The organism is Segatella copri (assembly GCF_051861805.1).
Lineage (GTDB): Bacteria > Bacteroidota > Bacteroidia > Bacteroidales > Bacteroidaceae > Prevotella > Prevotella copri_M.
Genome location: NZ_CP146520.1, coordinates 2167297 through 2190224 on the forward strand (window position 1 = coordinate 2167297; position 22928 = coordinate 2190224).

Sequence of the window (22928 nt, forward strand, 5' to 3'; positions counted from 1 at the left end):
AATGCGCTAGCCCAATGGCCGTAAGGCCAAATCCGTTTAAATTCCGTGCGTAATCCGTGAAGCAAGAATGTTCCGTTAACTCAGTGTAATCCGATGAAGAAAAACGATGAAGCAACAAAAAAGAGGGTGTGTCTTGGACTTTTGACACACCCTCTCTTTTTCTTTTATTTTTAAATAGCTCTTTTATAAACTCTTTTAGATGAGCTCTAAAATTGTATTTATGATTTTTTCAATCTTTGATGAGTCTGTGGCTTGATCCAGTTTCTGGTTGATTTTCTCTTCCAGCTTTTTCTGAACCTTGTCGGCAGCCTTATCCATGGCTTCATTAGCCTTGTCTTCCAGCTTCTTCTGAACTCTCGAACTGATGCTGCCATCGGCAGATTCATCAACAGAATTTCCGTTTTCGTCAAGATTTGCATTGCTATCAGATGAAGATGAGGCTGAATTATCTCCGACGGTATTATCGTCTGATGTTGAGGAAGATTCTTCAATCTGCAGATTATCCGTATTTTCCAGTGCCTTCACCATATCATCGGCATTCATGGTATAAACCTTACCGAGGATGCCGAAACTGATGGTATGCTGCTTGCCGTTAAACTCTACAGAACCCTTGGAACACACGATGTAGTTGTGATATTCAAAGAGCTGGTTCATGGCTTCGCCCATCATATTGTCTGCCATCATCTTAGCTGCTGAACGGAGGGCTTGGGTAAAGAAGTTGTTATCCGTAGTGCTTACAGCTTTCTCTATCGCCTTGCTTACTTCCGTGCGAACCTTCTCCTTGTGCTCTTCTTCGCTTGGGTTTGTAACGGCAAAGATGGCAAAGATGAAGATAATGAGGCCGATAATCATCTTCATGGCGAAGTGCTTCGACTTCTTTTTAGGCTGCTTCGAATCAGAATTCGGGGTTGGGTTGAATCCCTGATTAGAATTAGGATTGAATCCTTGATTCGTATTCTGATTTGTGTTAAAGCCCTGATTCATGCTTGCGCCTTGCTGGAAACCTTGCTGGAATCCCTGCTGAAAGCCTTGGTTCTGGTTGAAATCCTGATTTGAATTTTGATTGAACCCCTGATTCTGGTTGAACCCCTGATTCTGGTTTGAATTCTGATTAACCTTATCAGCTTCAACAGCTTCCAATACGGCTCTCAAATCCTCTACTTTCCAGGCTGGCGTCCAATCAGCCATGCCTTGTTTCCAAACTAGAGTTTCGGGGCTGATACCTTTTTGAACAAGCTGATCCATACTGAATGGTCCTGCCTGTTGTCCATTATTATCAATTATAAAAAATTCCATAACCTATTTATATTTTAAATCAATTAGTGCGTAGCCTTCCACCAGCCTGTCTTTTCTCTACCCTTGATGGCCACGCTGTGCTGGCTTGGGTCGGAGATGGTGATGCCGCAATAGTTCTTGATCTTGAAGCTGTCGGAACTGTAGATGCAGGTGTACGCCTCGTCGGTATGATCTGATGCCTTGATGGTGAGCTTCAACTGACTCTTGAACTGGTCGAGCAGATATCCGCTTGGGTGGAGACTATCCACATAAGTCTCCAGGTCGTAGAAGAGGTTGGGACGGAAGCCATCCAGATGCTGGATGGAATCCAGACTTACGCTGGCAGACAGCTGATATTCTGCGTTGATGTCCTTCATTACACTCGCTAATTTCTCTACCTGTCGGCAGTCGATGGCTGCCAGGTTACAGAATGGGGCAGAGGAGTTATTCTTGTAGAAGTTTACGCTGGTTGAAACGATGCCCGAATAATTGGGAGTGGGTGAGTTCAGATAGCTCCACATCGAGCGATATGGCAATCCGGCTGCCATGATTTCGCTTCCGCTGGCTATCATGTAGTTAGTAACATCTTTCAACTCGTAGGCGGTTTCTATATTGCTCATGTAGCAGGCGTCGAAGAGGATGTATTGCATCTTCAATCCGCTCTCTCTGATGCCTTCGGCAAGGGTGCTGATATCCATGGCGTTTTCTGCCAGGCTTACGCTGCCGAAGAAACGGGTGAGAGGGGCGTTGGGATCAGGACCAAACTGAATGCCGCTGAAGTTATTATCGCTTGGTCGTGTTACGCTTGGACGTGCATAGTAAGGGTATCTGCTCCAGTCGCTGGCATAAGTCCAGCCGCAACCATGTACTCCCACGATGAGGGCATAGTTCAGTGCACTGGCTTGCGTTTTCACCTCGTTCATAATATCTGCGATGCCCTCGGCTGAGGCATACGAAGCACCCTCGTATTCCTTCAGGGGAACACGGTCCACGCTTTTGGTAGTAGCATTATATTGCAAGTCATAGAGCGTGCTGTGGTTGTATTTATCGCTCAGGAACACCAGAACGCGGGAATTGTTGAGTCCCTTTCTGTCGATGATGCCATCGCAGATGCTGTCGATGTTATTCTGCAAATAGCCCAATAAGCCCGTGCTGCTTTTGTCTCCCGTCCATGGATAGAACACCAGGATAGTCTGCTTGTTGACGCTATCCGTATCAAAAGCCTCTTCGCTGCAACCCGTGAATGTCAGTGCCAGCGAAATCGAGCATATAAATAAGGTGAAAAGCTTCTTGATCATGTTTATATCTAAAAAGGTTAAATGTTTAGTGCTTAGTGCATGACACACTAAACACTAAACATTATTTATAATTATTTTCCGTAATTATTTCTATAATTACTTCTTCTTCAGCTCCTCGATGGTTGCCTTGAGGGCGGCAATCTTCTCTACAGAGTCGCTCTCCTTCTTGCGCTCCAGGGCCACTACCTTCTCAGGAGCGTGAGCTACGAAGTTCTCATTGCTGAGCTTCTTGCGTACACCCATCAGGAAGCCCTCCAGGTGCTTGAGCTGAGCCTCTGCCTTCTCAATCTCGGCTGCCACGTCGATGAGGTCGCCCAATGGTACGGCAAATTCGTCGGTACCTACCATGAAGCTGGATGCATCGGCACTCTTCTCGGCGATGACCTCAATCTTGTCGAGGTTCGCCATCTTCAGCGTTACGTCGTTGTAAGCCTCGAAATCGTTCTTGCCTACTACCTGCAGAGACAACTGCTCCTTCTGGGCAATGTTCTTCTGGTTGCGAACGGTACGAACACCGGCGATAATCTGCTTCACAGCCTCAATGTCGGCTGCCAACTTCTGCTCCTCAGCTGTAGGTGCAGGAATCTCCAGCTTCTCGCGCATGATGCTCTCGCCATCCTTGCGGTCGTAGATGTGCTGCCACAACTCCTCGGTGATGAATGGCATGAATGGATGCAACATCTTCAGGAGGGCATCGAAGAAGCGGAGGGTAGCGTCGTAGCTCTTCTGGTCGATAGGCTGACCGTAAGCTGGCTTCACCATCTCCAGGTACCAAGATGAGAACTCATCCCAGAACAGCTTATATACAGTCATCAATGCCTCAGAGATACGGTAGTCCTTAAACTGCTTCTGCATCTCCTCGTTCACTTCCTTGAGCTTGGCATCAAACCACTTCACGGCGATTTCTGCACTCTTAGGCTGTTCGATATCTGCAGTCTCCCAACCCTTTACGAGGCGGAAGGCATTCCAAATCTTATTGTTGAAGTTACGTCCCTGCTCGCAAAGACTCTCGTCGAAGAGGATGTCGTTGCCGGCTGGAGCACTGAGCATCATACCCATACGAACACCGTCGGCACCAAACTTGTCAATCAGATCCAATGGGTCTGGTGAGTTGCCGAGACTCTTGCTCATCTTGCGACCCAGTTTATCGCGGACGATACCTGTGAAATATACGTGCTTGAATGGCATCTTGCCACGATACTCGTAGCCAGCCATGATCATACGTGCTACCCAGAAGAAGATGATGTCCGGACCTGTTACGAGGTCGGAAGTAGGGTAGTAGTAGTTAATCTCCTCGTTGTCAGGATGCTCGATGCCATCAAACAGAGAGATAGGCCACAACCATGAAGAGAACCAGGTGTCGAGGCAGTCGCTCTCCTGCTCAAGATCCTCAGCCTTGATGCTGGCGTTCTTCTCCTGAGCGAGCTTCAGCGCCTCCTCTGCAGTCTCTGCTACCACGAAATCCTTCTTGCCGGCATTGTCGAAGTAGTAGGCTGGGATGCGGTGACCCCACCAGAGCTGACGGCTGATACACCAGTCCTTGATGTTCTCCAACCAGTGGCGATAGGTGTTCTTGTACTTCTTAGGGTAGAACTCGATGTCGTCGTCCATCACTGGAGGGAGGGCGATGTCGGCAAAGTGCTGCATCTTGAGGAACCACTGTGTAGAGAGCTTTGGCTCGATAGGCACATTGGTACGCTCAGAGAAGCCCACCTTGTTATTATAGTCCTCAATCTTCTCCATCAGACCGGCGTTCTGAAGGTCGATGGAAATCTGCTTGCGCACGTCCATGCGGTCCATGCCAACATAGAGACCTGCTGCCTCGCTGATGGTACCATTGTCGTTGAAGATATCGATGGTCTCCAAGCCGTGCTTCAAACCGAGGGCGTGGTCGTTGATATCGTGAGCTGGAGTCACCTTCAAGCAACCGGTACCGAACTCGATATCTACGTATGTATCCTCGATAACAGGAATCTCGCGGTTTACGAGAGGCACGATTACGTGCTTGCCCTTCAGCCAGGTATTCTTCTTATCCTCAGGGTTGATACACATGGCAGAGTCGCCCATGATGGTTTCAGGACGGGTGGTTGCTACTACTGCATAGTATCCCTTCTCATCCTTGTGCATCACGTTCTCCTCGTCCACCTGCTGGCAGTCCTGCTCTACTACATAATACTTCAAGTGGTAGAGCTTAGAGTGCTCGTCCTTGTAGATAACCTCCTCGTCAGAGAGCGCAGTCTGAGCCTTAGGGTCCCAGTTAACCATGCGCACGCCACGATAGATGAGACCCTTCTTGTAGAGGTCGCAGAAAACGTGGATTACGGCACGAGAGCGGGTCTCGTCCATGGTGAATGCTGTGCGGTCCCAGTCGCAGCTGGCACCGAGCTTGCGGAGCTGCTTAAGGATGATGCCGCCGTGCTCGTGAGTCCAGTCCCAAGCATGTTTGAGGAACTCATCGCGAGTAAGGTCGGTCTTCTTGATACCCTGCTGAGCGAGGCGGTTAACCACCTTAGCCTCGGTAGCGATACTGGCGTGGTCGGTACCTGGTACCCAGCAAGCGTTCTTGCCCTCCATGCGTGCACGGCGAACGAGAATATCCTGGATAGTATTGTTGAGCATGTGACCCATGTGGAGCACACCTGTTACGTTTGGTGGAGGGATAACCACTGTATAAGGTTCACGACCATCTGGCTTAGAGCTGAAAAGCTTGTTGTCGAGCCAGTACTGATACCATTTACTTTCCACTGCTTGTGGATCGTATTTACTTGCTAATTCCATTGTTTCTATCTAATTTTTATTCTTTTTCTTTCTTTTTCCTTAAAAAACGGTGCAAAGATACGAATTTTTGGGCGAAAAATACTATCTTTGCATCAAAATTATTAATTTTTGCACAAAACGATGGTTAGTAATGCAGTAAAAGAAGTTTCAGAGCAAGATAGAAGAAAGCTGCTAGCCGGTTTTCTCTATGATATGGCGAAGCTGATGTTTGGCAGCGTTGCCGTGGGAGGATTGTCGCCTCTGATAATTGGAGGTGATTTCGGTTGGCTTAATATAGTGTGTTTTTTTGTTGGTTCAATATGTGGTTTTTTACTTGCATATGGTGCCAATGATTTGTTGAAGTATAAAAAGTAATAGTTATGGAAGCATATTTGTTTTTTAATGTAATGATGTTTGTGTTTGCATTGTCTTTTGTCATTTTCCTCAACACGAAGGCTGGCAAGAAATGGAAAGATAATCTTTAATGTGAGGTTAGAATTATGCATACGAAAGAAGAGAAAATGGCGGCGTTCAGCCGCTTGCTGGATGTGCAGGACCGTTTGCGCCTGCAGTGTCCATGGGATAAGAAGCAGACATTCGAGAGTCTTCGTCCGAATACCATCGAGGAGACTTTCGAGCTTTGTGACGCCTTGATGAAGCGCGATTACAAGGATATCAAGAAGGAGTTGGGCGATGTGCTGGAGCACGTGATGTTCTATAGCATCATCGGCAGAGAAGACGGCGAGTTCGATATCTGCGATGTCTGCAATCAGGAAGCTGATAAGCTGATGTTCCGCCATCCTTTCATCAACTGGAAGGAAGAGGGCGAATGGACTGTGGCGAATCCTGATATGTATATCAATGATGAGGGACAGGTGGTATATAAGGAGTCTGAAAAAGCAGAAAACGGGAAGGCAGAATCTGCAACCGGGAAGGCAGAGGCGGGGAGCTCGGAAGAAACCCTGGCTCTTGGTGCCTGCAAACCCAAGAATGCTGCCTCGGTAGAGAAAACCTGGGAGCAGATCAAGCAGCAGGAGAAAGATGGCAACGAGCGTGTTCTGAGCGGTGTGCCTAATTCCCTGCCATCCCTTATCAAGGCCTATCGCATTCAGGACAAGGCACGAAACGTGGGCTTCGACTGGAAGGAGAAGGAGGATGTATGGGATAAGGTACACGAAGAACTGGAGGAACTCAAGGTAGAACTTGCCAAGGGCGACAAGGAGAATTCCACCCAGGAACTCGGCGATTTCCTCTTCTCCGTAATCAATGCTGCCCGTCTCTATAAGCTCAATCCTGACAATGCGCTGGAGAAGACAAACCAGAAGTTTATCCGCCGCTTCAACTATGTGGAAGATCACTCGCTCAAACAGGGCAAGAATCTGAAAGACATGAGCTTGGAAGAGATGGATCAACTCTGGGATGAAGCCAAGAAGCAGGAAAAACTTCAAGATGAGAAGTAAAGCTTCAAGAAGTAATGCTTCAAGATGAAAAGCTTCAAGATGAGAAGTAAAGAAAAGTAAGATAATCAGATTTTAAAGATAAGAGATTATGAAAAGATTAGTTTATGTAATGATGGCTCTGGTAGTACTTTTCGCTGCCAATAGCTGTAAGGATAAGAAAACCGTTCCGGTGATCAGCACCAACGATTCTGTGGCGCTGGAGGATGCGGAGAACGACTCAACCATCTATGGCGTGTGTGGCGAGGGAACCTCCATGCACAGCCTGGAATTGATATCAGATGCAGGTGATACACTCACCGTCTTCATCGATGATGAGCAGCCTGGCATCGTGCAGGGCGGACTCCTGGCAGGCGACCGCATCGCCCTCATCGGCTACAAGGCGCAGGATGGCGAGATGCTTGCACAGAAAGTTATCAATCTTACTTCGCTCCTCGGCAAGTGGACTTCGATAGACAAGAACTTCGATATCCTGGAAGGTGGCGAGGTGAAGAACAATGTGAAGGCGGAAACCAACCCTTGGACTTCATGGAAGATTCTGAACGGAAAGCTCCTGCTTAACAAGGATACCTTTGCCATTGATAATCTGGGTCCGGATAGTCTGACGCTGGAGAATACGCAGGGCATCTACGTCTTCAAGCGCCAGGAGTAAGAATATGATTTTTAAGCGGTAGTACGTCATCTCTATCTCTATGGAAATGACGGAATATCATCTCTGAAAATGATAATACACCGTTTCAAACCTATAAGATTGCTATAAAAATTTTGGAACCATTTAAGATACATATTCTGGGGTGTGGCAGTGCGCTGCCCACCCTTAAGCATAACGCCTCCTCGCAGCTCATAGAGATGCGAGGCAAGTGCTTTATGGTGGATTGCGGAGAAGGAGCACAGATGCAGTTCCGCCGCTCCCATATTCATTTCTCCAAGCTCAATGCCATCTTCATCACCCACATGCATGGCGACCATTGCTTCGGCTTGATGGGCCTGCTCTCTACGCTGGGAATGCTCGGTCGAACATCTAAGTTAAGGGTTTATGCCCCAAAGGATTATGAACCCCTGTTCAAGCAGCAGGTGGAGTATTTCATGCAGACCATGGAGTATGAAATGGAGATGATTCCGGTGGATACCGAGAAGCAGCAGATTATCTACGAAGACCATTCGCTCACGGTGGAGACGGTGCCCCTGAAGCATCGCGTGCCATGCTGCGGCTTCATCTTCCGCGAGAAACCTACGCTGCCTCATATCCGCCGCGACATGATAGATTACTATGGCATTCCTATCAGCCAGATCAACAATATCAAGAATGGGGCTGACTGGACCAACGAGGAGGGCGAGGTGATTCCGAATGAAAAATTAGTGACACCTGCCGACTCGCCCCGCAGCTATGCCTACATGAGTGATACCCGCTATATCCCGAATCTCTGGGAGAAGGTGAAGGGCGTTACCCTGCTTTATCACGAGAGTACCTACACCTCAGATCAGGAAGACCGTGCAAAAATCTACAACCACAGCACCGCCCGTCAGGCGGCGACGGTGGCGAGGGATGCCGGGGTAGGAAAACTGCTCCTGGGGCATTACAGTGCCCGGTATAACGACGAGAAAGTGTTGCTCAAGGAAGCAAAAGAGGTATTCGGGGAAAGCTATCTGAGCAATGAGGGAATGGTGATTTCTGTATAGAAAACCTGTATAGAAAATCTGTATAGAAAATAAGATGAAAAAAGCCTTGCATCAAAAAAAAGTTTGATTTTTGGTGCAAGGTTTTGCTATGATATTCGTTTAATCAGTAAAAAAGAGAAAAATTGGAAACAGAAAAGCAACTTCTGGATGACGTGAAAGGCGGCAGTCAGGCAGCAATGCACCGGCTGTATGAGCGCTACGTAGGATATGCCATGGCGGTAGCGCTGAGGTATGTCCCTTTGCGTGATGATGCCGAGGATGTGGTGCAGGAGAGTTTCGTGAAGTTTTTCTCCAACATCGCCAGTTTCGATTTCCGGGGCGAGGGTTCGCTGAAGGCCTGGCTCCTCCGCATCGTGGTGAACGAAGCCATCAGTATGACGAGGAAGCAATCCCGACTCACCTTTGTGGATGAAGTTCCGGAAGAGGTTCCAGACGAGGATCCTGAGGTAGAGCGGGTGCCGCCTGCAGAATTAACGAGAATGATAGGCGAATTGCCCGAGGGCTATCGCCTGGTGCTCAACATGTTTGTGTTTGAGCAGCGCAGTCACAAGGAAATCGCCGAGCAGCTAGGCATCAAGGAAAGCTCCTCAGCCTCGCAATATCTGAGAGCCAAAAAGCTCCTGGCAAAGAAAATAAACGATTATTTGAATACATTAAACGAGAAAGAATATGAGTAACAAGGATTGGACAAGCAAACTTCGAGATCAGATGACAGACTATCAGGAGCCTGTCAAGCACGACTTGTGGGCTGGCATTGCACAATCGCTTGCTCAGAATCAGCCTGTAGCAGGGGAGAATAGGGTTCCTGAAAATCATCCTGTCAAAAGGGTGGAGAAGGAACCGAAAGCCCGGGTTGTCACGTTGAAACGATGGTCGGCAGCCGCAGCCGCCGTGGTCTTGCTTGGAATAGGCGGAAGCTATGTTTATCTGCATCAGGAGGATGTGGAGCAGGGCAATGCACAGTTGGCATCCCTGGTGTCATCTTCCTCATCTTCCTCTTCTTCTCATGCTTCAGCGTCAGTACAATCAAATATTACAGCAAAAACGGGTGGTGTCTTGAAGAATGCCTCGCTGCTTGCTGCGGATTTCAAATCCGCAGATTATAGTTCCAATGCAGGTTACAAATCCGCAGATTCTAATTTCAAGAAGAGTCAAGAGGCAGCTTCGTCGGCCCGTTCTCTGTATTCTTCCGATAATGCCTCTGTGTCTGCCCAGTCAGCAGCCCCCATGAATGATGAAGGCGAAACGCTGAATGTCGTTGCTTCGGATGCTGCACCGCTGCTTGCTGCGGAATATAAATCAGCGGAATCAGCGAAGAGGCAGGTGGAGCCAAGAAAGGACTATGCCGAGCCAACCTCCTCTTCTTTGGGTTTCTCCAGGAATAGCGAAGTGGCGGGAGTATCGATGAAACTCTATGCCGAGAACTTCGGTGCAGGAATGGGGAATGTCAATTCCGGCAGTAACATCGTCAATCGTTATTCTGATTCGGGAGTGATGGCAGATCCGATGCCAGGCGTATATCCCGACCCTTCGGTGGGTGGAAGCAACGACGTGGATTATCTGATGGCGGCAGCCTATAAGGCACTCCAGAAATCTCCGCAGGGAAAGGCCAAGCATCATGCTCCGGTATCCGTGGGTATGCAGATAGCCTTTGGCGTGGCTCCTCGCTTGTCGTTGAGCACGGGCGTGGTTTATACCCGCACCTCTTCCGATTTCTATCCGTATGCTCCAAACAATGACTACAATGTTCATCAGGTGCTTCATTATGTAGGCATCCCTGTAGGCTTGAATTATGAATTGTGGAGGAGTGGCGGCTTCCATGCCTACGTGATGGCTGGTGCCGAGGCAGCTTACAACGTGAAGAATGATACCGATGAAGATGGAACCAGGAAGCAGGATGCCAAGCGAGACAGGGTGCAATTCTCTGGAAAGGCTTCGCTCGGCGCCCAATATGACATCTCGCCAAGTGTGGGCTTATACATAGAGCCGGGCGCCAAGTATTACTTCGACAACGGAAGCGATATAGAGAATACATTCAAGGATAAGAAGCTGAATTTCAATCTTCAATTTGGCTTGAGGTTCAATCTGTAAGATGGTTTTAAAACAAACAGAAAGCGGGTGTGTCATAAGTCTGGATAAAGACCATGGCACACCCACTTTCTGTTTGTTATTTGCTTTTTAGCTCATGCAGCTCGTAACGCCGAGCGAAGTAGCTACGGCTGATAGAATCGAGATCAAAATCTGAATAACGGTTTTCCAAGTTTCCTTTTTCATAGGCAGTTTTTTTTAATGATTAGTGATTAATGATTATTGTTCTCTTTGTCATCAGCAGCCTTTCTTCTGAATGACGGTGCAAAGATACGGCTTTTTTCTGATACCACCAAATTTCGGGTGGCGATAAGACCCGATTTTCAGCAACCTTTGATTCGGAATTTGGTTAATAAAACTAACTCATATTTTTGCGGCTGGAGAACCATGGTTTTTTTTTGACGAAAAACATAGTTCGTCCTGGAAGAAGATATCTCCTCATGCTATTTCCCTCCGATTCCTGTAACCCCCGCAATTCCCTTCGAAATCTTACAGTTCTTACAGTTCTTACAGTTCTGACAGTTCAAAACGGACCCCCTATGAAAAGTGCAGTTGAAAACTAATATATATAAATATATATATATTTATATATATTAAAATATATTAATAAAAAAATCTTCCTTCCCGTTATCCATATACCCCCTAGTTTTGAACTGTCAGAACTGTCAGAACTGTCAGAACCGTCAGGATCGTAAGGGATATGGTTTTTCTGCAAAAACATGGGCAACAGTCCATCTTTACACATTAAGAAGTATTTGATATTTCTTTACAAAAACAAAGGCTTTCATAGGGTGCAGAGTAGTTACCATCAATTCTTAAAAGTTTAATTTAATTAAAAAAATCCCAAATGTTTGCAGGGGTCATCTGAAATGTGTACCTTTGTATTTAGTAATAGGTAGAGAGAACTTGCCGAAACTTTTCCCCGTTTTTCTTGCTTGTTTCAGATAAAAGTAGTATATTTGCAGTAGAAATGCAAAAAGTAGAGAATATGGTGGAAGAAATGGACGATAGAAGATTGCCGGTAGGCATCCAGTCTTTCCTTGAAATTAGGAAAGAAGGATATTTGTACGTTGACAAGACAGGTATCATCTGGAATCTTGTCAATAGGGGGAAGAAGTATAATTACCTAAGCCGTCCTCGTCGCTTTGGCAAGTCTGTGCTCGTGGATACCCTCCAAGCTTATTTCGAAGGCAAGAAGGAACTCTTTGAAGGCTTGAAAATCATGGATATGGAGAAGAACTGGACCGCTCGTCCTGTTATTCGCCTTGATATGAGCCGAGGTGGTGCTACCGGTGTTGAACTTCGTGCCTATCTAAACCGCATCTTTGCCAAATATGAGAAAGTGTATGGCATCCAAACCATTGAGGGCGACTCGTTAGGTAATCGTTTTGATGCCATCATTACGACCGCTTACGAACAGACCGGTCAGCAGGTTGCCATCCTCATTGATGAATATGACGCTCCACTTCAGCATTCTTGGAAGACACCAGAGCATGAAGGTTGTACAGAAGTCTATCGCAGTGTCTTTGCCATCTTGAAGGCGGATGATGAGTATGAGAAGTTTGTCTTTATCACTGGCATCACCAAGTTTACACAGATTTCTCTCTTCTCAGTGCTCAATAACCTCAGCAACATCAGTTTTGATGCTCCGTATGCAGCCATTTGCGGTATTACGAAGCAGGAAATCACCGACAATTTTATGCCAGAAATAGAGGCGATGGGAGTGAATAATGGATGGACAGTAGAAGAAGCCGTTGCGCAACTGCAAGCCAATTATGATGGCTATCATTTCAGCCGTAACAACATGGTGGATGTTTTCAATCCTTTTAGTCTCATCAATGCGTTGGCTGATAGGGAGATAAAAAACTATTGGGCAGCATCGGGTGCCACCTCCTTATTGCCAAAGTTTGTGGATGATTTTGAGATTCATTTGCAAGACTTCGATCATTGCGCCTTGCTGGGCAGGGTGGCAGAAACATCTGATGTAACTGGTGGTGGAGCCGAGTTGTTTCTTTACCAGTCGGGCTATCTCACGATTAAGAGCTATGCGAATGGCGTCTATTTCCTAGGGTTTCCGAACCATGAGGTAAGACAGGCTCTCAATGAGATGGTCTTACCTGCTCTATCCTTGCGTAGAGTAAGCAATCTGCAATCCACGCAAGCTTTCCTTAGAGCCTATTTAAGCACAGGCAATCTGCCTGAAGCGATGAAATGCCTTAAAGCTCTAATTGCTGATGTGCCATATAGCAACAAGAAACTAGCCTCGATGGATATGGAAGAACGCTATCGTCTTATAATAAGTACGATATTCAATGCCATAGGATGTCGTGTAGAGGTGGAACACATGCTTTCTTCTGGTAGAATCGATATGGTAGTGGAAGTCTATAGTTATATCTATGTGTTAGAGTTGAAACTCTCCCAGAATGGCGGTCTTGCTGCTGCCGAGAAGCAAATCCAGTCAAATCAATATGTCGAGCCATTCAAGGCGGATAAGCGGAATGTAGTGGTCCTTGCTGTGGAACTGGATGATATGGGCAAGGGATTGATAGATTGGAAGGAAGTGAAAGGTTGATATTTTAAGCGCTCTTATGCAGATGCCCTTTTTTACCTTGAAAACCACTTGTTTGGTTGGTAAAGTGTGATTTTAAGGTCTGATTTAATATTTTAAACAGGCCTTACTTTTTAAAGTGGGCTCAATTATATAATTAAAAAATATTAGCTTATGAAAAATTTTACATTTTAAGATGTACAGGTTGGCAAAGGTCTATCTGCTTACAGCTCTTTTAAGAGTTTTGTGGTTATGGTAGTTATGTTGATCATGACTGCAAGTAGTGCCATGGCACAAGAAGCCAAATTTGAAGTGATTGATGGTCTTCGTTATAATTTAGATTCTGATACGAAGACAGCCACTCTCTTGTCTAAAACGAATGATACATATTCTGGTGATATTGTTGTTCCAGAAAAGATTAAGAGTAGCGATGGAGTGGAGTATAGTGTTACTTCATTGGGTGCTTATTGCTTCGAAGGTTGCAGTGGTCTTGAAACCTTTTATTTTAAAGGTAAAGTGCCAAAGTCTGCCTCTGGAGCATTTATACCGACTACATGTGTTTATCAAAGTCCCAACAGAATATCTCCAGGATTATAAAGATGCTTTAGGACCAGATTATAAATATATCTATGCCTGGAATCCTGATGAATCAGGCGATGATAAGCCAGTTACTCCTTGCGCCACTCCTTCCATTTCTTACGAATCAGGAGAGTTGAAGTTCGCTAGTGAAACAGCTGGAGCTGAGTATCATTATACCATAACTGATGCTGATATGGTTTCTGATGCTTATAGCAAGGAAGGCAAAGTATCTCTTTCTGCTGCTTATAACATATCTGTATATGCTACTGCTGATGGCTATGCTGCTTCCGAAAAGACGGAGGCTACTCTTTATTGGATTAACGCCAATCTGGAAACTGCCAATATCAACCTGGCTAAAACACGTGGCATCGTGGCTTCTGAACATGATGGCATCGTCAGCATTTCTGGCCTTGATAATGGCGAGGTGGTGAAGTTCTATGCAGCTGATGGCAAACTCTTGGGTTCAACTTCTGCCGTTGGCGGCGTTGCTTCATGCGCCGTATCAGCAAAGATGGTTATTGCTAAAATCGGCATGGATACCATCAAAGTATTGATGAAGTAATGTATAGAATGACCAAAAACTGATGAAGACAGAAAACTCTGTTTTTAAAATTTCAACATAAAATACTAACAGAACACAAGCCCCGCTTAGCAGATCATTGAGCAGATAACGGGAGAAACATTGCTTATTCAAGGTAATCGTGGGATTAAACTTGATAAGAAGTATGTTGGAAGATAGACTTATTCAGGTGGAAAACGGCATCAGACAGTGTAGGATGATGCTGGATGACCTTGAAAAAGAGGTTGTTGTTTTGAAAATGGCATGCCGGCAGCAGTGTGGCGACAGCGAAGCTAACATCATCGGCAGATTATGGTCGGGGGATGAAGTGAAGAATGATGCCGTAACCCATGAGCCGATATGGGTGCTGCGTTCTTCTTTCCCCACGAAGCTGGTGGAGGACCTTTTCGAGGAGAAAGGCTTGCGCGACCTGCGAAAGCAGCGCCGCAACATGCCTCTTCCGCAAGGTCATGAGTTGATTGACTCCCTGTTCTGAAAGAATATTCCTGCGGTGGGATAATGTTTGGGATAAAGTGGGATATATGCCCTGGAAAATTCGCCGTACCTTTGCCCCGCAATCAGTTGATAAAGCTGGTTGCGGGGCTTTTCTGTATCCGGAAACCTGGTACCACTTCTGGCGTATGGAATTTGGCGAATGGTCGCAGCCTCAATCATATAAAATAAGTATCAGATATGAAAGAACTGATTCCTTATATTTTTGAGCATCCGCAGTACGGAAAGCTCAGAGTGGTGGTGGAAGAGGACAGAATTTACTACGCCGCAGCGTGCGTATTGCGAGGCTTCGGGGATTCCCTATGACAAGAGCTGCATCACGCCCGAGAGAATGATTTTTATTACGGATTGCGTTCTTGAAAAACGAGGGACACCTAGCGGGATTGCGTTCTTGAGAATAAAATGAGGGTGCATCAGAAAGCCATCACGGCTTTTGATACACCCTCTCGGTTTATATGAAACAAAAATCTAAATCAGACTGGCTTCAGAGCTTATTTCTCCAGAAGCTTCTGGCTCATGTTGAGTGCAGCCTTCCGACCATCTCCCATGGCGAGAATCACGGTGGCACCACCTCTCACGATGTCGCCTCCGGCATAAATCTGCCCGATGGAACTCTGCATCTCTTCGTTCACGGCGATGGTGTTCTTTCTGCCAAGTTCCAGGCCCTCGATGCTCTGAGGAACTAGTGGGTTAGGGCTTACACCCACGGCTACAATCACCTGATCGCATTCCAGAGTGATGGTCTTGCCCGTAGTCTCTGGGCGACGGCGACCGCTGGCATCTGGCTCGCCAAGCTGCATCACATCCAGGACCACAGCCTTTACGGCACCCTTCTCGTCGGCCTCATACTCCTTAGGATTATGCAGGGTAAAGAAGTTGATGCCTTCTTCCTTGGCATGCTTCACCTCTTCGAGACGGGCTGGCATCTCTGCCTCCGAACGGCGATATACCAGGGTTACCTCGGCTCCCAGACGCTTGGCGGTGCGGCAGCTGTCCATCGCAGTGTTTCCGCCGCCTACTACCACCACCTTCTTGCCCAGGTTGATAGGGGTATCGGTATGTGGATTGGCAGCATCCATCAGGTTGACACGGGTAAGATACTCGTTGGATGACATGATGTTCAAGGCATTCTCGCCAGGGATGTTCATGAAGTTAGGGAGTCCGGCTCCCGAACCTACGAAGATGCCCTTGAAGCCCTGCTGCTCCAAATCCTTTACGGAGATGGTCTTGCCCACGATGCAGTCGGTGATGAACTTCACGCCCATCTTCTGGAGATTCTCTATCTCCACATCCACGATGGCATTTGGTAGTCGGAACTCCGGGATGCCATATTTCAACACGCCGCCTATCTCGTGCAGAGCCTCGAACACGGTGACGTCGAATCCCTTCTTCGCCATATCGCCTGCAAAGCTCAGACCGGCAGGACCCGAACCTACTACGGCTATCTTGATGCCGTTTGCCGGGTCGCATTCCGGTACGGAGATGTTGCCGCTCTGACGCTCGTAGTCGGCTGCAAAACGCTCCAGGTAGCCGATGGCTACGGCTGGCTCGTTCATCTTGAGGTGTACGCACTTGCTTTCGCACTGCTTCTCCTGCGGACAAACTCTACCGCAAACGGCTGGCAGGGCTGAGGTGTTCTTCAGAACCTTGGCGGCGGCAAGGAACTGGCCACGCTCAATGTTCTTGATGAAGGATGGGATGTTGATGCTCACAGGGCAACCCTCCATGCAGGTAGGCTTAGGACAGTCGAGGCAGCGCTTTGCCTCGGTGAGTGCCATCTCCTTGGTCAGGCCGATGTTTACTTCCTCGGTGCGGGTGGTAGCACGATATGCTGGGTCTAGCTCTGGCATCTTCACACGCTCGATAGCGGTGCGCTCCTTGGCTTTCATCGAAGAGCGCAGTTCCTTGCGCCACTCGGCATTACGGTCGGTAAGTTCTTCTATGGATGCATCGGTAGGTTCCACATCCATCGTCACGTCTGTGGTTTCCTTCTTCTTCTTGGCATCCACTGTAGCCAGATGTTCCTCGAAGTGCTCCATCTCCTCGCGCTCCACATCCTTGAAAGTGCCCATGCGCTTGAACATCTCGTCCCAATCTACCTGGGCACCATCAAACTCAGGACCATCGATGCAGACAAACTTGGTCTTGCCACCGATGGTAAGACGGCAGGCACCGCACATACCGGTACCATCCACCATGATGGTATTGAGCGATACATCGGTAGAGAGATTGTATTTCTGGGTGAGGAGGCAGCAGAACTTCATCATGATAGGAGGACCGATGGCGAACACCTTGTCGATGTGCTCCTGGTTGATGAGCTTCTCGATGCCCACGGTTACCACGCCTTTCTCGCCGTAGCTTCCGTCGTCGGTCATGATGATGAGTTCATCGCTGGATGCACGCACCTCATCTTCCATGATGACGAGGTCTTTGCTTCTGCCTGCAATCACGCTGAGCACGCGGTTGCCTGCGGCCTTGAGAGCCTTGATGATAGGGAGCATGGGAGCCACGCCCACGCCGCCACCGGCGCAGATTACGGTGCCGAAGTTCTCGATGTGGGTAGGGTTGCCGAGTGGTCCCACCACGTCGTGAATCTCATCGCCCTCGTTCAGGGCGCAGAGCTTGGTAGAGGAGAGCCCTACCTTCTGTACCACCAGGGTGATGGTGCCTTTCTCGATGTCGGCATCGGCGATGGTAAGCGGCATGCGCTCGCTGTTGTTATCTACACGGATAATCACAAAGTTGCCGGCCTTGCGGCTCTTGGCGATGAGTGGAGCTTCCACATCGAAACGGAATACCTTTTCTGAGTATTGTATTTTCTTGATAATCTTGTTCATTGGCTACTAACTTTTTATGTTGAATATTATCTGTGATTCTATTCTTATTTCTTATTCTTATTAGTTGTCTTGATGTTTGCTCGTGGTATAGAAAACGCAAAAGGATAACCGCGGCCGCCTTTTGGGTAGCCGAAGTTATCCTCGTACAATATATTTTATTTAAATTTTATCGAATGAATCGAAGTTTTATCGAATTAATCGAAATTCTTGTCGTCGAGCATTTCGAATCCGCAGTAAGGAACCAATACCTTAGGTACGCGGATGCCCTCTGGAGTCTGGTTGTTCTCCAGGATGGTAGCTACGATACGTGGCAAGGCGAGAGCAGAACCGTTAAGGGTGTGGCAAAGCTCAATCTTCTTGTCCTCTGTATGGCGATAGCGGCAGTGGAGACGGTTGGCCTGATAGCTCTCGAAGTTAGATACTGATGAAACCTCCAGCCAGCGGCCCTGTGCTGCACTCCATGTCTCGAAGTCGTAGCAGATAGAAGAGGTGAAGCTCATATCACCACCGCAGAGACGGAGGATGTGGTATGGCAACTCCAGCTTCTTCAAGAGACCCTCTACGTGGTCGAGCATCTCGTTCAGGCTCTCGTAAGAGTGACCTGGCTTGTCGATGCGTACAATCTCTACCTTGTCAAACTGGTGCAGGCGGTTCAAACCGCGAACGTCCTTGCCGTAGCTACCAGCCTCACGACGGAAGCAGGCAGAGTAAGCGCAGCGCTTGATAGGGAGATCCTTCTCGTCGAGGATAACATCGCGGAAGATGTTGGTTACAGGAACCTCGGCTGTAGGGATGAGGAAGAGGTTGTCGAGATTAGCGTGATACATCTGACCCTCCTTGTCTGGCAACTGACCTGTGCCGCGACCAGAATCCTCGTTTACTACGTATGGAGGCTGAATCTCCAGGTATCCGCTCTTGCGGGCCTCGTCGAGGAAGAATGCCTCGAGAGCACGCTGGAAGCGAGCCATCTTACCGATATATACTGGGAAACCGGCACCTGTAATCTTCACACCGAGGTCGAAGTCAACGAGGTTGTACTTCTTCAAGAGATCCCAGTGGCAGAGAGCGTCTGGGCCGAGGTTAGGCTTCTCGCCGCCTTCCTTTACAACCACGTTGTCTGCTGCATCCTTGCCCTCAGGTACCTGCTCGCAAGGGATGTTAGGAATTTCGAGCAACTGGTTGGTCATATCGTTCTGTGCCTTCTCCATGATTTCTTCAAGAGCCTTGGCATCAGCCTTGAGCATAGCTACCTGAGCCTTAGCGCTCTCAGCTTCCTCTTTCTTGCCTTCCTTCATCAGGGCACCAATCTGCTTGGCAAACTGGTTAGCCTGCTGCTTGTTGTTATCCAGCTTCTGCTGAGCTTCGCGACGAATCTTGTCGTACTCCAAAACTTTCTCTACGGCCTCACGAGCATTTGGGAAATGCTTCTTTTCAAGACCTTTAACTACACGTTCAGTTTCTTCACTGATGAGTTTAAGTGTAAGCATAAAATTTCTTTTTAATATTAATTTTCCTATTTTGAAGGCAAAATTACAAAAAATATTTGTGATAGCGCAAAAAAAAGCCAACTTTTTTGCAGAGAAGGGTAGAATTAAAGTTTTTTCGTGGTTTTATGGGGTTAAGGAGCTTGGAAATAAACGAAGAAAGCCTGCTCTAGGTATGAGCAGGCTTCTATGTTGTTTGTTTGGAATAGTTTTTTCTAAAACTTTAAAATTTAAGCGTCAGCTTTCTTAGTCTTCTCAGCGTAAACCTCTGGAGAGAGAACAGAAACTGTGCTCTTGTCCTTGCGGCCCTTGTGGAAGTAAACGATACCGTCTGCCAAAGCATACAATGTATCATCCTTACCCTGAGCTACATTCTCACCTGGGAAGTGCTTGTTACCACGCTGGCGAACGATGATGTTACCTGCGATGATGCTCTGACCACCCCAGATCTTAACGCCTAATCTTTGTGAAGCTGATTCACGGCCGTTCTTAGAACTACCAACACCTTTCTTATGTGCCATTTTCTAATTCCTCCTAATTTTAAGCGATTACAGATTTGATTGATACTTCAGTGAACTGTGCACGGTGACCGTTCTTCTTGCGATAGTCCTTGCGGCGCTTCATCTTGAAGACGATGACCTTGTCACCCTTAACGAGTGGGTTCACTACTTCTACTACTACTTTTGCACCCTCTACAGCTGGTGCACCGACAGTGATTGAGCCGTCTTTGTCAACGAGCAAAACCTTGTCGAACTCAACAGTCTGACCTGCCTCAACATCCTTGATGTGATGTACGAAGAGCTTCTTGCCCTCCTCAGCCTTGAACTGCTGACCGTTAATTTCTACGATTGCGTACATTTAATTATTTATATAAACGGGTTTTTCCGCGAGGCGTCCAGCTTCGTGCCGGATCTTGACCGAGCCCCAACGAACTTAACTTTTTCTGTAATATTTGCCCAATCCATGAGCATTCGGGGTGCAAAATTACTAACTTTCTTTGAAATAAGAGAATAGGGGAATGAAAATCTTTCTTCTTTTAGGAAGAATTAACAAAAAACGTGGGGTATTAACAAAAAAAGACGTGAGGTTATTAACAAAAAAAGCGATGACCTTCACAGGCTACCGCTCCAAATCTTCAATAGGTATTAGTCTTCTTAAGGTAAAAAGATTGTTTTCAGGATAACTACTGCAAAGATAAGGCTTATTTTCCATATCGCCAAATATTTAGCCATGTTTTTTTGCTCTATATCAAGTGTGTGGGAGCACAAATGCGATATTTAACTATCGTTTACATAAAAAGATGAAAGAATGGCTACAGATACAAGAGAAAGACTACAGAAACATGAGAAAGACTACAGAAACATGAAAAAGGCTACAGAAACAAAAAAGGCAGGAATTTTCACAAACTCCTGCCTCAATAAACTAAAAATCATTGATATGAGGTTATTACTAACCTTTTGCTATAATACCAAATGTTATTTCTGATTCTTGATCTTCTCTACGTAAGCATCGATTACGGCCACGGCTGTGATGTTTACGATATCCTGTACACTGCTCTCTGAGTCAGTGAAGTGGATAGGCTTGTTCAAGCCCATCTGGATAGGACCGATGATCTCTGCCTCTGGGTTCAAGCCCTGGAGAAGCTTGTAAGCACCATTCGCACTGCTCAGGTTAGGGAATACCAATGTATTCACATCCTTGCCCTTGAGGCGTGAGAATGGATACTTCTCATCGCGAAGATCCTTGTTGAGTGCATAGTTCACCTGCATCTCACCATCGATGGCGAGCTCTGGGAATTCCTTCTGCATCTCTGCCACTGCCTTCTTCACCTTTACAGGAGAACCGATGGCATCGGTACCGAAGTTAGAGTAGCTCAACATGGCCATTACCGGCTCTTCGTTGAAGAACTTTACGGTGCCAGCAGACAACTTGGCGATATCGGTAAGGATATCCTCGTCTGGGTGACGGTTGATCAATGTGTCTGCAATATAATATACGCCCTTCTGGGTGTTAAGAATGTGCATGGTTCCGAAGGTCTTGTAGCCCTCGCGGATGCCGATTACGTCCTTAGCCACCTTGATGGTGTTGCTATACTTGGTGTAGAGACCAGTGATGAACGCGTCTGCATCACCCTGCTCAACCATAGACATACCGAAGTAGTTGCGCTCGTACATCTTATCGTATGCCTCCTCGAAGCTGTATCCCTCGCGGGCACGCTTCTCTGCCAGGTGCTTGGCAAACTTGGCACGGCGACCCTGCTCGTTGTCGGCACGCATATCCACAATCTCGATGTTAGAGAGGTCGAGCTTCAAGCGGCTAGCCACACGGTTCAAACGGTCTGGGTTACCCAGCAGAATTGGTTCGCAGATGCCTTCGTTCTTAGCCTGAACGGCAGCCTTCAGCATGGTTGGGTTGCCACCCTCGGCGAATACCACGCGCTGTGGATGGAGACGAGCTGTATCATGGAGCTTGCGGGTGAGCTTGGTTTCCTGACCCAGCAACTGGCGCAATCCCTGCTTGTACTTCTCCCAGTCGGTGATAGGAGTGCGGGCCACGCCGCTATCCATGGCAGCCTTGGCTACGGCAGCAGAAACCTCGGTAATCAAACGTGGGTCTACTGGCTTTGGAATGAAGTACTTAGGACCGAATGTAAGGTCGTTTACGTGATAAACGTCGTTAACTACATCTGGCACAGGCTGCTTAGCCAAATCGGCGATGGCATGAACGGCAGCCATCTTCATCTCTTCGTTGATGGCACGGGCGTGAACGTCGAGTGCACCACGGAAGATATATGGGAAACCGATTACGTTGTTAATCTGGTTTGGATAGTCTGAACGACCTGTTGACATCAATACGTCAGGACGGCTGTCCATAGCGTCCTCGTAACTGATTTCCGGCACAGGGTTGGCAAGTGCGAATACGATAGGGCTGTCAGCCATCGAGCGGATCATGTCCTTAGAGAGCACGTTGCCCTTGCTGAGTCCTACGAATACGTCGGCACCCTTTACAGCCTCTTCGAGTGTGTGAACGTCACGGCGGTCGGTAGCGAACAGTTTCTTCTGCTCTGTCAGGTTCTCGCGGTCGCTGGTGATAACGCCCTTAGAGTCGAGCATCACAATGTTCTTGACCTGTGCGCCGAGAGCTACGTAGAGCTTGGTACAGCTGATGGCAGCAGCACCGGCACCATTCACCACGATCTTCACGTCGGCAATGTTCTTGCCGGCTACTTCGAGGGCGTTCTTCAAACCTGCTGCCGAGATGATGGCAGTTCCGTGCTGGTCATCGTGCATCACTGGGATGTCGAGGGTCTTCTTCAGGCGCTCTTCGATGTAGAAGCACTGAGGAGCCTTGATATCCTCCAGGTTGATACCGCCGAATGAAGGAGCGATTCTCTCCACTGTCTCGCAGAACTTCTCTGGGTCCTTCTCGTCGATCTCGATGTCGAATACATCCACGCCACCGTAAATCTTAAACAGCAGTCCTTTTCCTTCCATCACTGGCTTGCCGCTCATGGCGCCGATATCGCCGAGTCCGAGCACGGCAGTACCATTGCTGATTACAGCAACCAGGTTACCCTTGTCTGTGTACTTGTAAACGTCGTCTGGGTTTTGCTGAATCTCCAGGCATGGATATGCCACGCCAGGTGAGTAAGCAAGGCTCAGGTCTGTTTGTGTGTGATAAGGTTTTGTTGGCTTAACCTCAATCTTACCAGGACGGCCACTTTCGTGATATTCAAGAGCCGCCTCTTTCGTGATTTTTACCATAACAATATATTGGTTTAAAGATTTAATTCCTTACAGATTGGCGCAAAAATTGCGCGTTTCCTAAAAGTTTGTGCAAAGGTAATAAAAAA

General features: G+C 47.5%; 19 protein-coding genes. 10 read left to right on the forward strand and 9 right to left on the reverse strand.

Annotation, left to right across the window (positions count from 1 at the left end; translation table 11 throughout):
* Positions 1-195: 195 nt before the first annotated feature.
* From V8Z93_RS08310 to V8Z93_RS08320, 3 genes are all read right to left on the reverse strand, one after another.
* Positions 196-1296, reverse strand: a complete 1101-nt coding sequence (locus tag V8Z93_RS08310; RefSeq protein ID WP_439431243.1) for a GYF domain-containing protein — start codon at positions 1294-1296, stop codon at positions 196-198.
* Positions 1297-1319: 23 nt separating this feature from the next.
* Positions 1320-2573, reverse strand: a complete 1254-nt coding sequence (locus V8Z93_RS08315; RefSeq protein WP_439431244.1) for a clostripain-related cysteine peptidase — start codon at positions 2571-2573, stop codon at positions 1320-1322.
* A 96-nt stretch (positions 2574-2669) separates the two neighbouring features.
* Positions 2670-5351: a valine--tRNA ligase gene (locus tag V8Z93_RS08320; protein ID WP_439431245.1), complete on the reverse strand. Its 2682-nt coding sequence runs from the start codon at positions 5349-5351 to the stop codon at positions 2670-2672.
* Positions 5352-5471: 120 nt separating this feature from the next.
* On the opposite strand from V8Z93_RS08320, the gene V8Z93_RS08325 reads away from it, so the two are divergent.
* The 6 genes from V8Z93_RS08325 (at position 5472) to V8Z93_RS08350 (ending at position 10558) form a co-directional block, all read left to right on the forward strand.
* Positions 5472-5705, forward strand: coding sequence for a hypothetical protein (locus tag V8Z93_RS08325; RefSeq protein ID WP_203051554.1), 234 nt, complete (start codon positions 5472-5474; stop codon positions 5703-5705).
* A gap of 125 nt (positions 5706-5830) precedes the next feature.
* Positions 5831-6790: a nucleoside triphosphate pyrophosphohydrolase gene (mazG, locus tag V8Z93_RS08330; protein ID WP_439431246.1), complete on the forward strand. Its 960-nt coding sequence runs from the start codon at positions 5831-5833 to the stop codon at positions 6788-6790.
* An 88-nt stretch (positions 6791-6878) separates the two neighbouring features.
* Positions 6879-7439, forward strand: a complete 561-nt coding sequence (locus V8Z93_RS08335) for a hypothetical protein (protein WP_203038710.1) — start codon at positions 6879-6881, stop codon at positions 7437-7439.
* Positions 7440-7552: 113 nt separating this feature from the next.
* A complete protein-coding gene (locus tag V8Z93_RS08340; RefSeq protein WP_439431247.1) occupies positions 7553-8467 on the forward strand; it encodes a ribonuclease Z in 915 nt (304 codons plus the stop codon).
* Between the two features lie 122 nt (positions 8468-8589).
* Complete coding sequence (locus tag V8Z93_RS08345; protein WP_203038714.1) at positions 8590-9144, forward strand: RNA polymerase sigma factor; 555 nt, start codon at positions 8590-8592, stop codon at positions 9142-9144.
* Complete coding sequence (locus V8Z93_RS08350; RefSeq protein ID WP_439431248.1) at positions 9137-10558, forward strand: outer membrane beta-barrel protein; 1422 nt, start codon at positions 9137-9139, stop codon at positions 10556-10558. The genes V8Z93_RS08345 and V8Z93_RS08350 overlap by 8 nt, the downstream gene beginning before the upstream one ends.
* A gap of 87 nt (positions 10559-10645) precedes the next feature.
* On the opposite strand, the gene V8Z93_RS08355 is transcribed toward V8Z93_RS08350, so the two are convergent.
* Entirely contained in the window at positions 10646-10741 is a 96-nt protein-coding gene (locus V8Z93_RS08355; RefSeq protein WP_203038718.1) for a smalltalk protein, read from the reverse strand.
* 802 nt (positions 10742-11543) lie between these two features.
* On the opposite strand from V8Z93_RS08355, the gene V8Z93_RS08360 reads away from it, so the two are divergent.
* From V8Z93_RS08360 to V8Z93_RS08375, 4 genes are all read left to right on the forward strand, one after another.
* Complete coding sequence (locus tag V8Z93_RS08360; RefSeq protein ID WP_439431249.1) at positions 11544-13127, forward strand: AAA family ATPase; 1584 nt, start codon at positions 11544-11546, stop codon at positions 13125-13127.
* A 228-nt stretch (positions 13128-13355) separates the two neighbouring features.
* On the forward strand, positions 13356-13700 hold the full coding sequence (locus tag V8Z93_RS08365; protein WP_203038724.1) for a hypothetical protein: 345 nt from the start codon (positions 13356-13358) through the stop codon (positions 13698-13700).
* Positions 13660-14244, forward strand: coding sequence for a hypothetical protein (locus V8Z93_RS08370; protein ID WP_439431250.1), 585 nt, complete (start codon positions 13660-13662; stop codon positions 14242-14244). The genes V8Z93_RS08365 and V8Z93_RS08370 overlap by 41 nt, the downstream gene beginning before the upstream one ends.
* 163 nt (positions 14245-14407) lie before the next feature.
* Positions 14408-14737, forward strand: coding sequence for a hypothetical protein (locus tag V8Z93_RS08375; RefSeq protein ID WP_439431251.1), 330 nt, complete (start codon positions 14408-14410; stop codon positions 14735-14737).
* Positions 14738-15245: 508 nt separating this feature from the next.
* Here the strand turns inward: V8Z93_RS08375 and V8Z93_RS08380 are convergent.
* From V8Z93_RS08380 to V8Z93_RS08400, 5 genes are all read right to left on the reverse strand, one after another.
* On the reverse strand, positions 15246-17591 hold the full coding sequence (locus V8Z93_RS08380; protein ID WP_439431252.1) for a bifunctional dihydroorotate dehydrogenase B NAD binding subunit/NADPH-dependent glutamate synthase: 2346 nt from the start codon (positions 17589-17591) through the stop codon (positions 15246-15248).
* Positions 17592-17785: 194 nt separating this feature from the next.
* On the reverse strand, positions 17786-19078 hold the full coding sequence (gene serS / locus V8Z93_RS08385) for a serine--tRNA ligase (RefSeq protein WP_302687859.1): 1293 nt from the start codon (positions 19076-19078) through the stop codon (positions 17786-17788).
* Positions 19079-19305: 227 nt separating this feature from the next.
* Positions 19306-19596 carry a 50S ribosomal protein L27 gene (gene rpmA, locus V8Z93_RS08390; protein WP_006848684.1) on the reverse strand — a complete coding sequence of 97 codons (291 nt, stop codon included), beginning with the start codon at positions 19594-19596 and terminating at the stop codon, positions 19306-19308.
* 19 nt (positions 19597-19615) lie between these two features.
* On the reverse strand, positions 19616-19933 hold the full coding sequence (gene rplU, locus V8Z93_RS08395) for a 50S ribosomal protein L21 (RefSeq protein WP_006848683.1): 318 nt from the start codon (positions 19931-19933) through the stop codon (positions 19616-19618).
* A gap of 617 nt (positions 19934-20550) precedes the next feature.
* Positions 20551-22839 carry an NADP-dependent malic enzyme gene (locus tag V8Z93_RS08400; RefSeq protein WP_203038729.1) on the reverse strand — a complete coding sequence of 763 codons (2289 nt, stop codon included), beginning with the start codon at positions 22837-22839 and terminating at the stop codon, positions 20551-20553.
* Between the last annotated feature and the right edge of the window lie 89 nt (positions 22840-22928).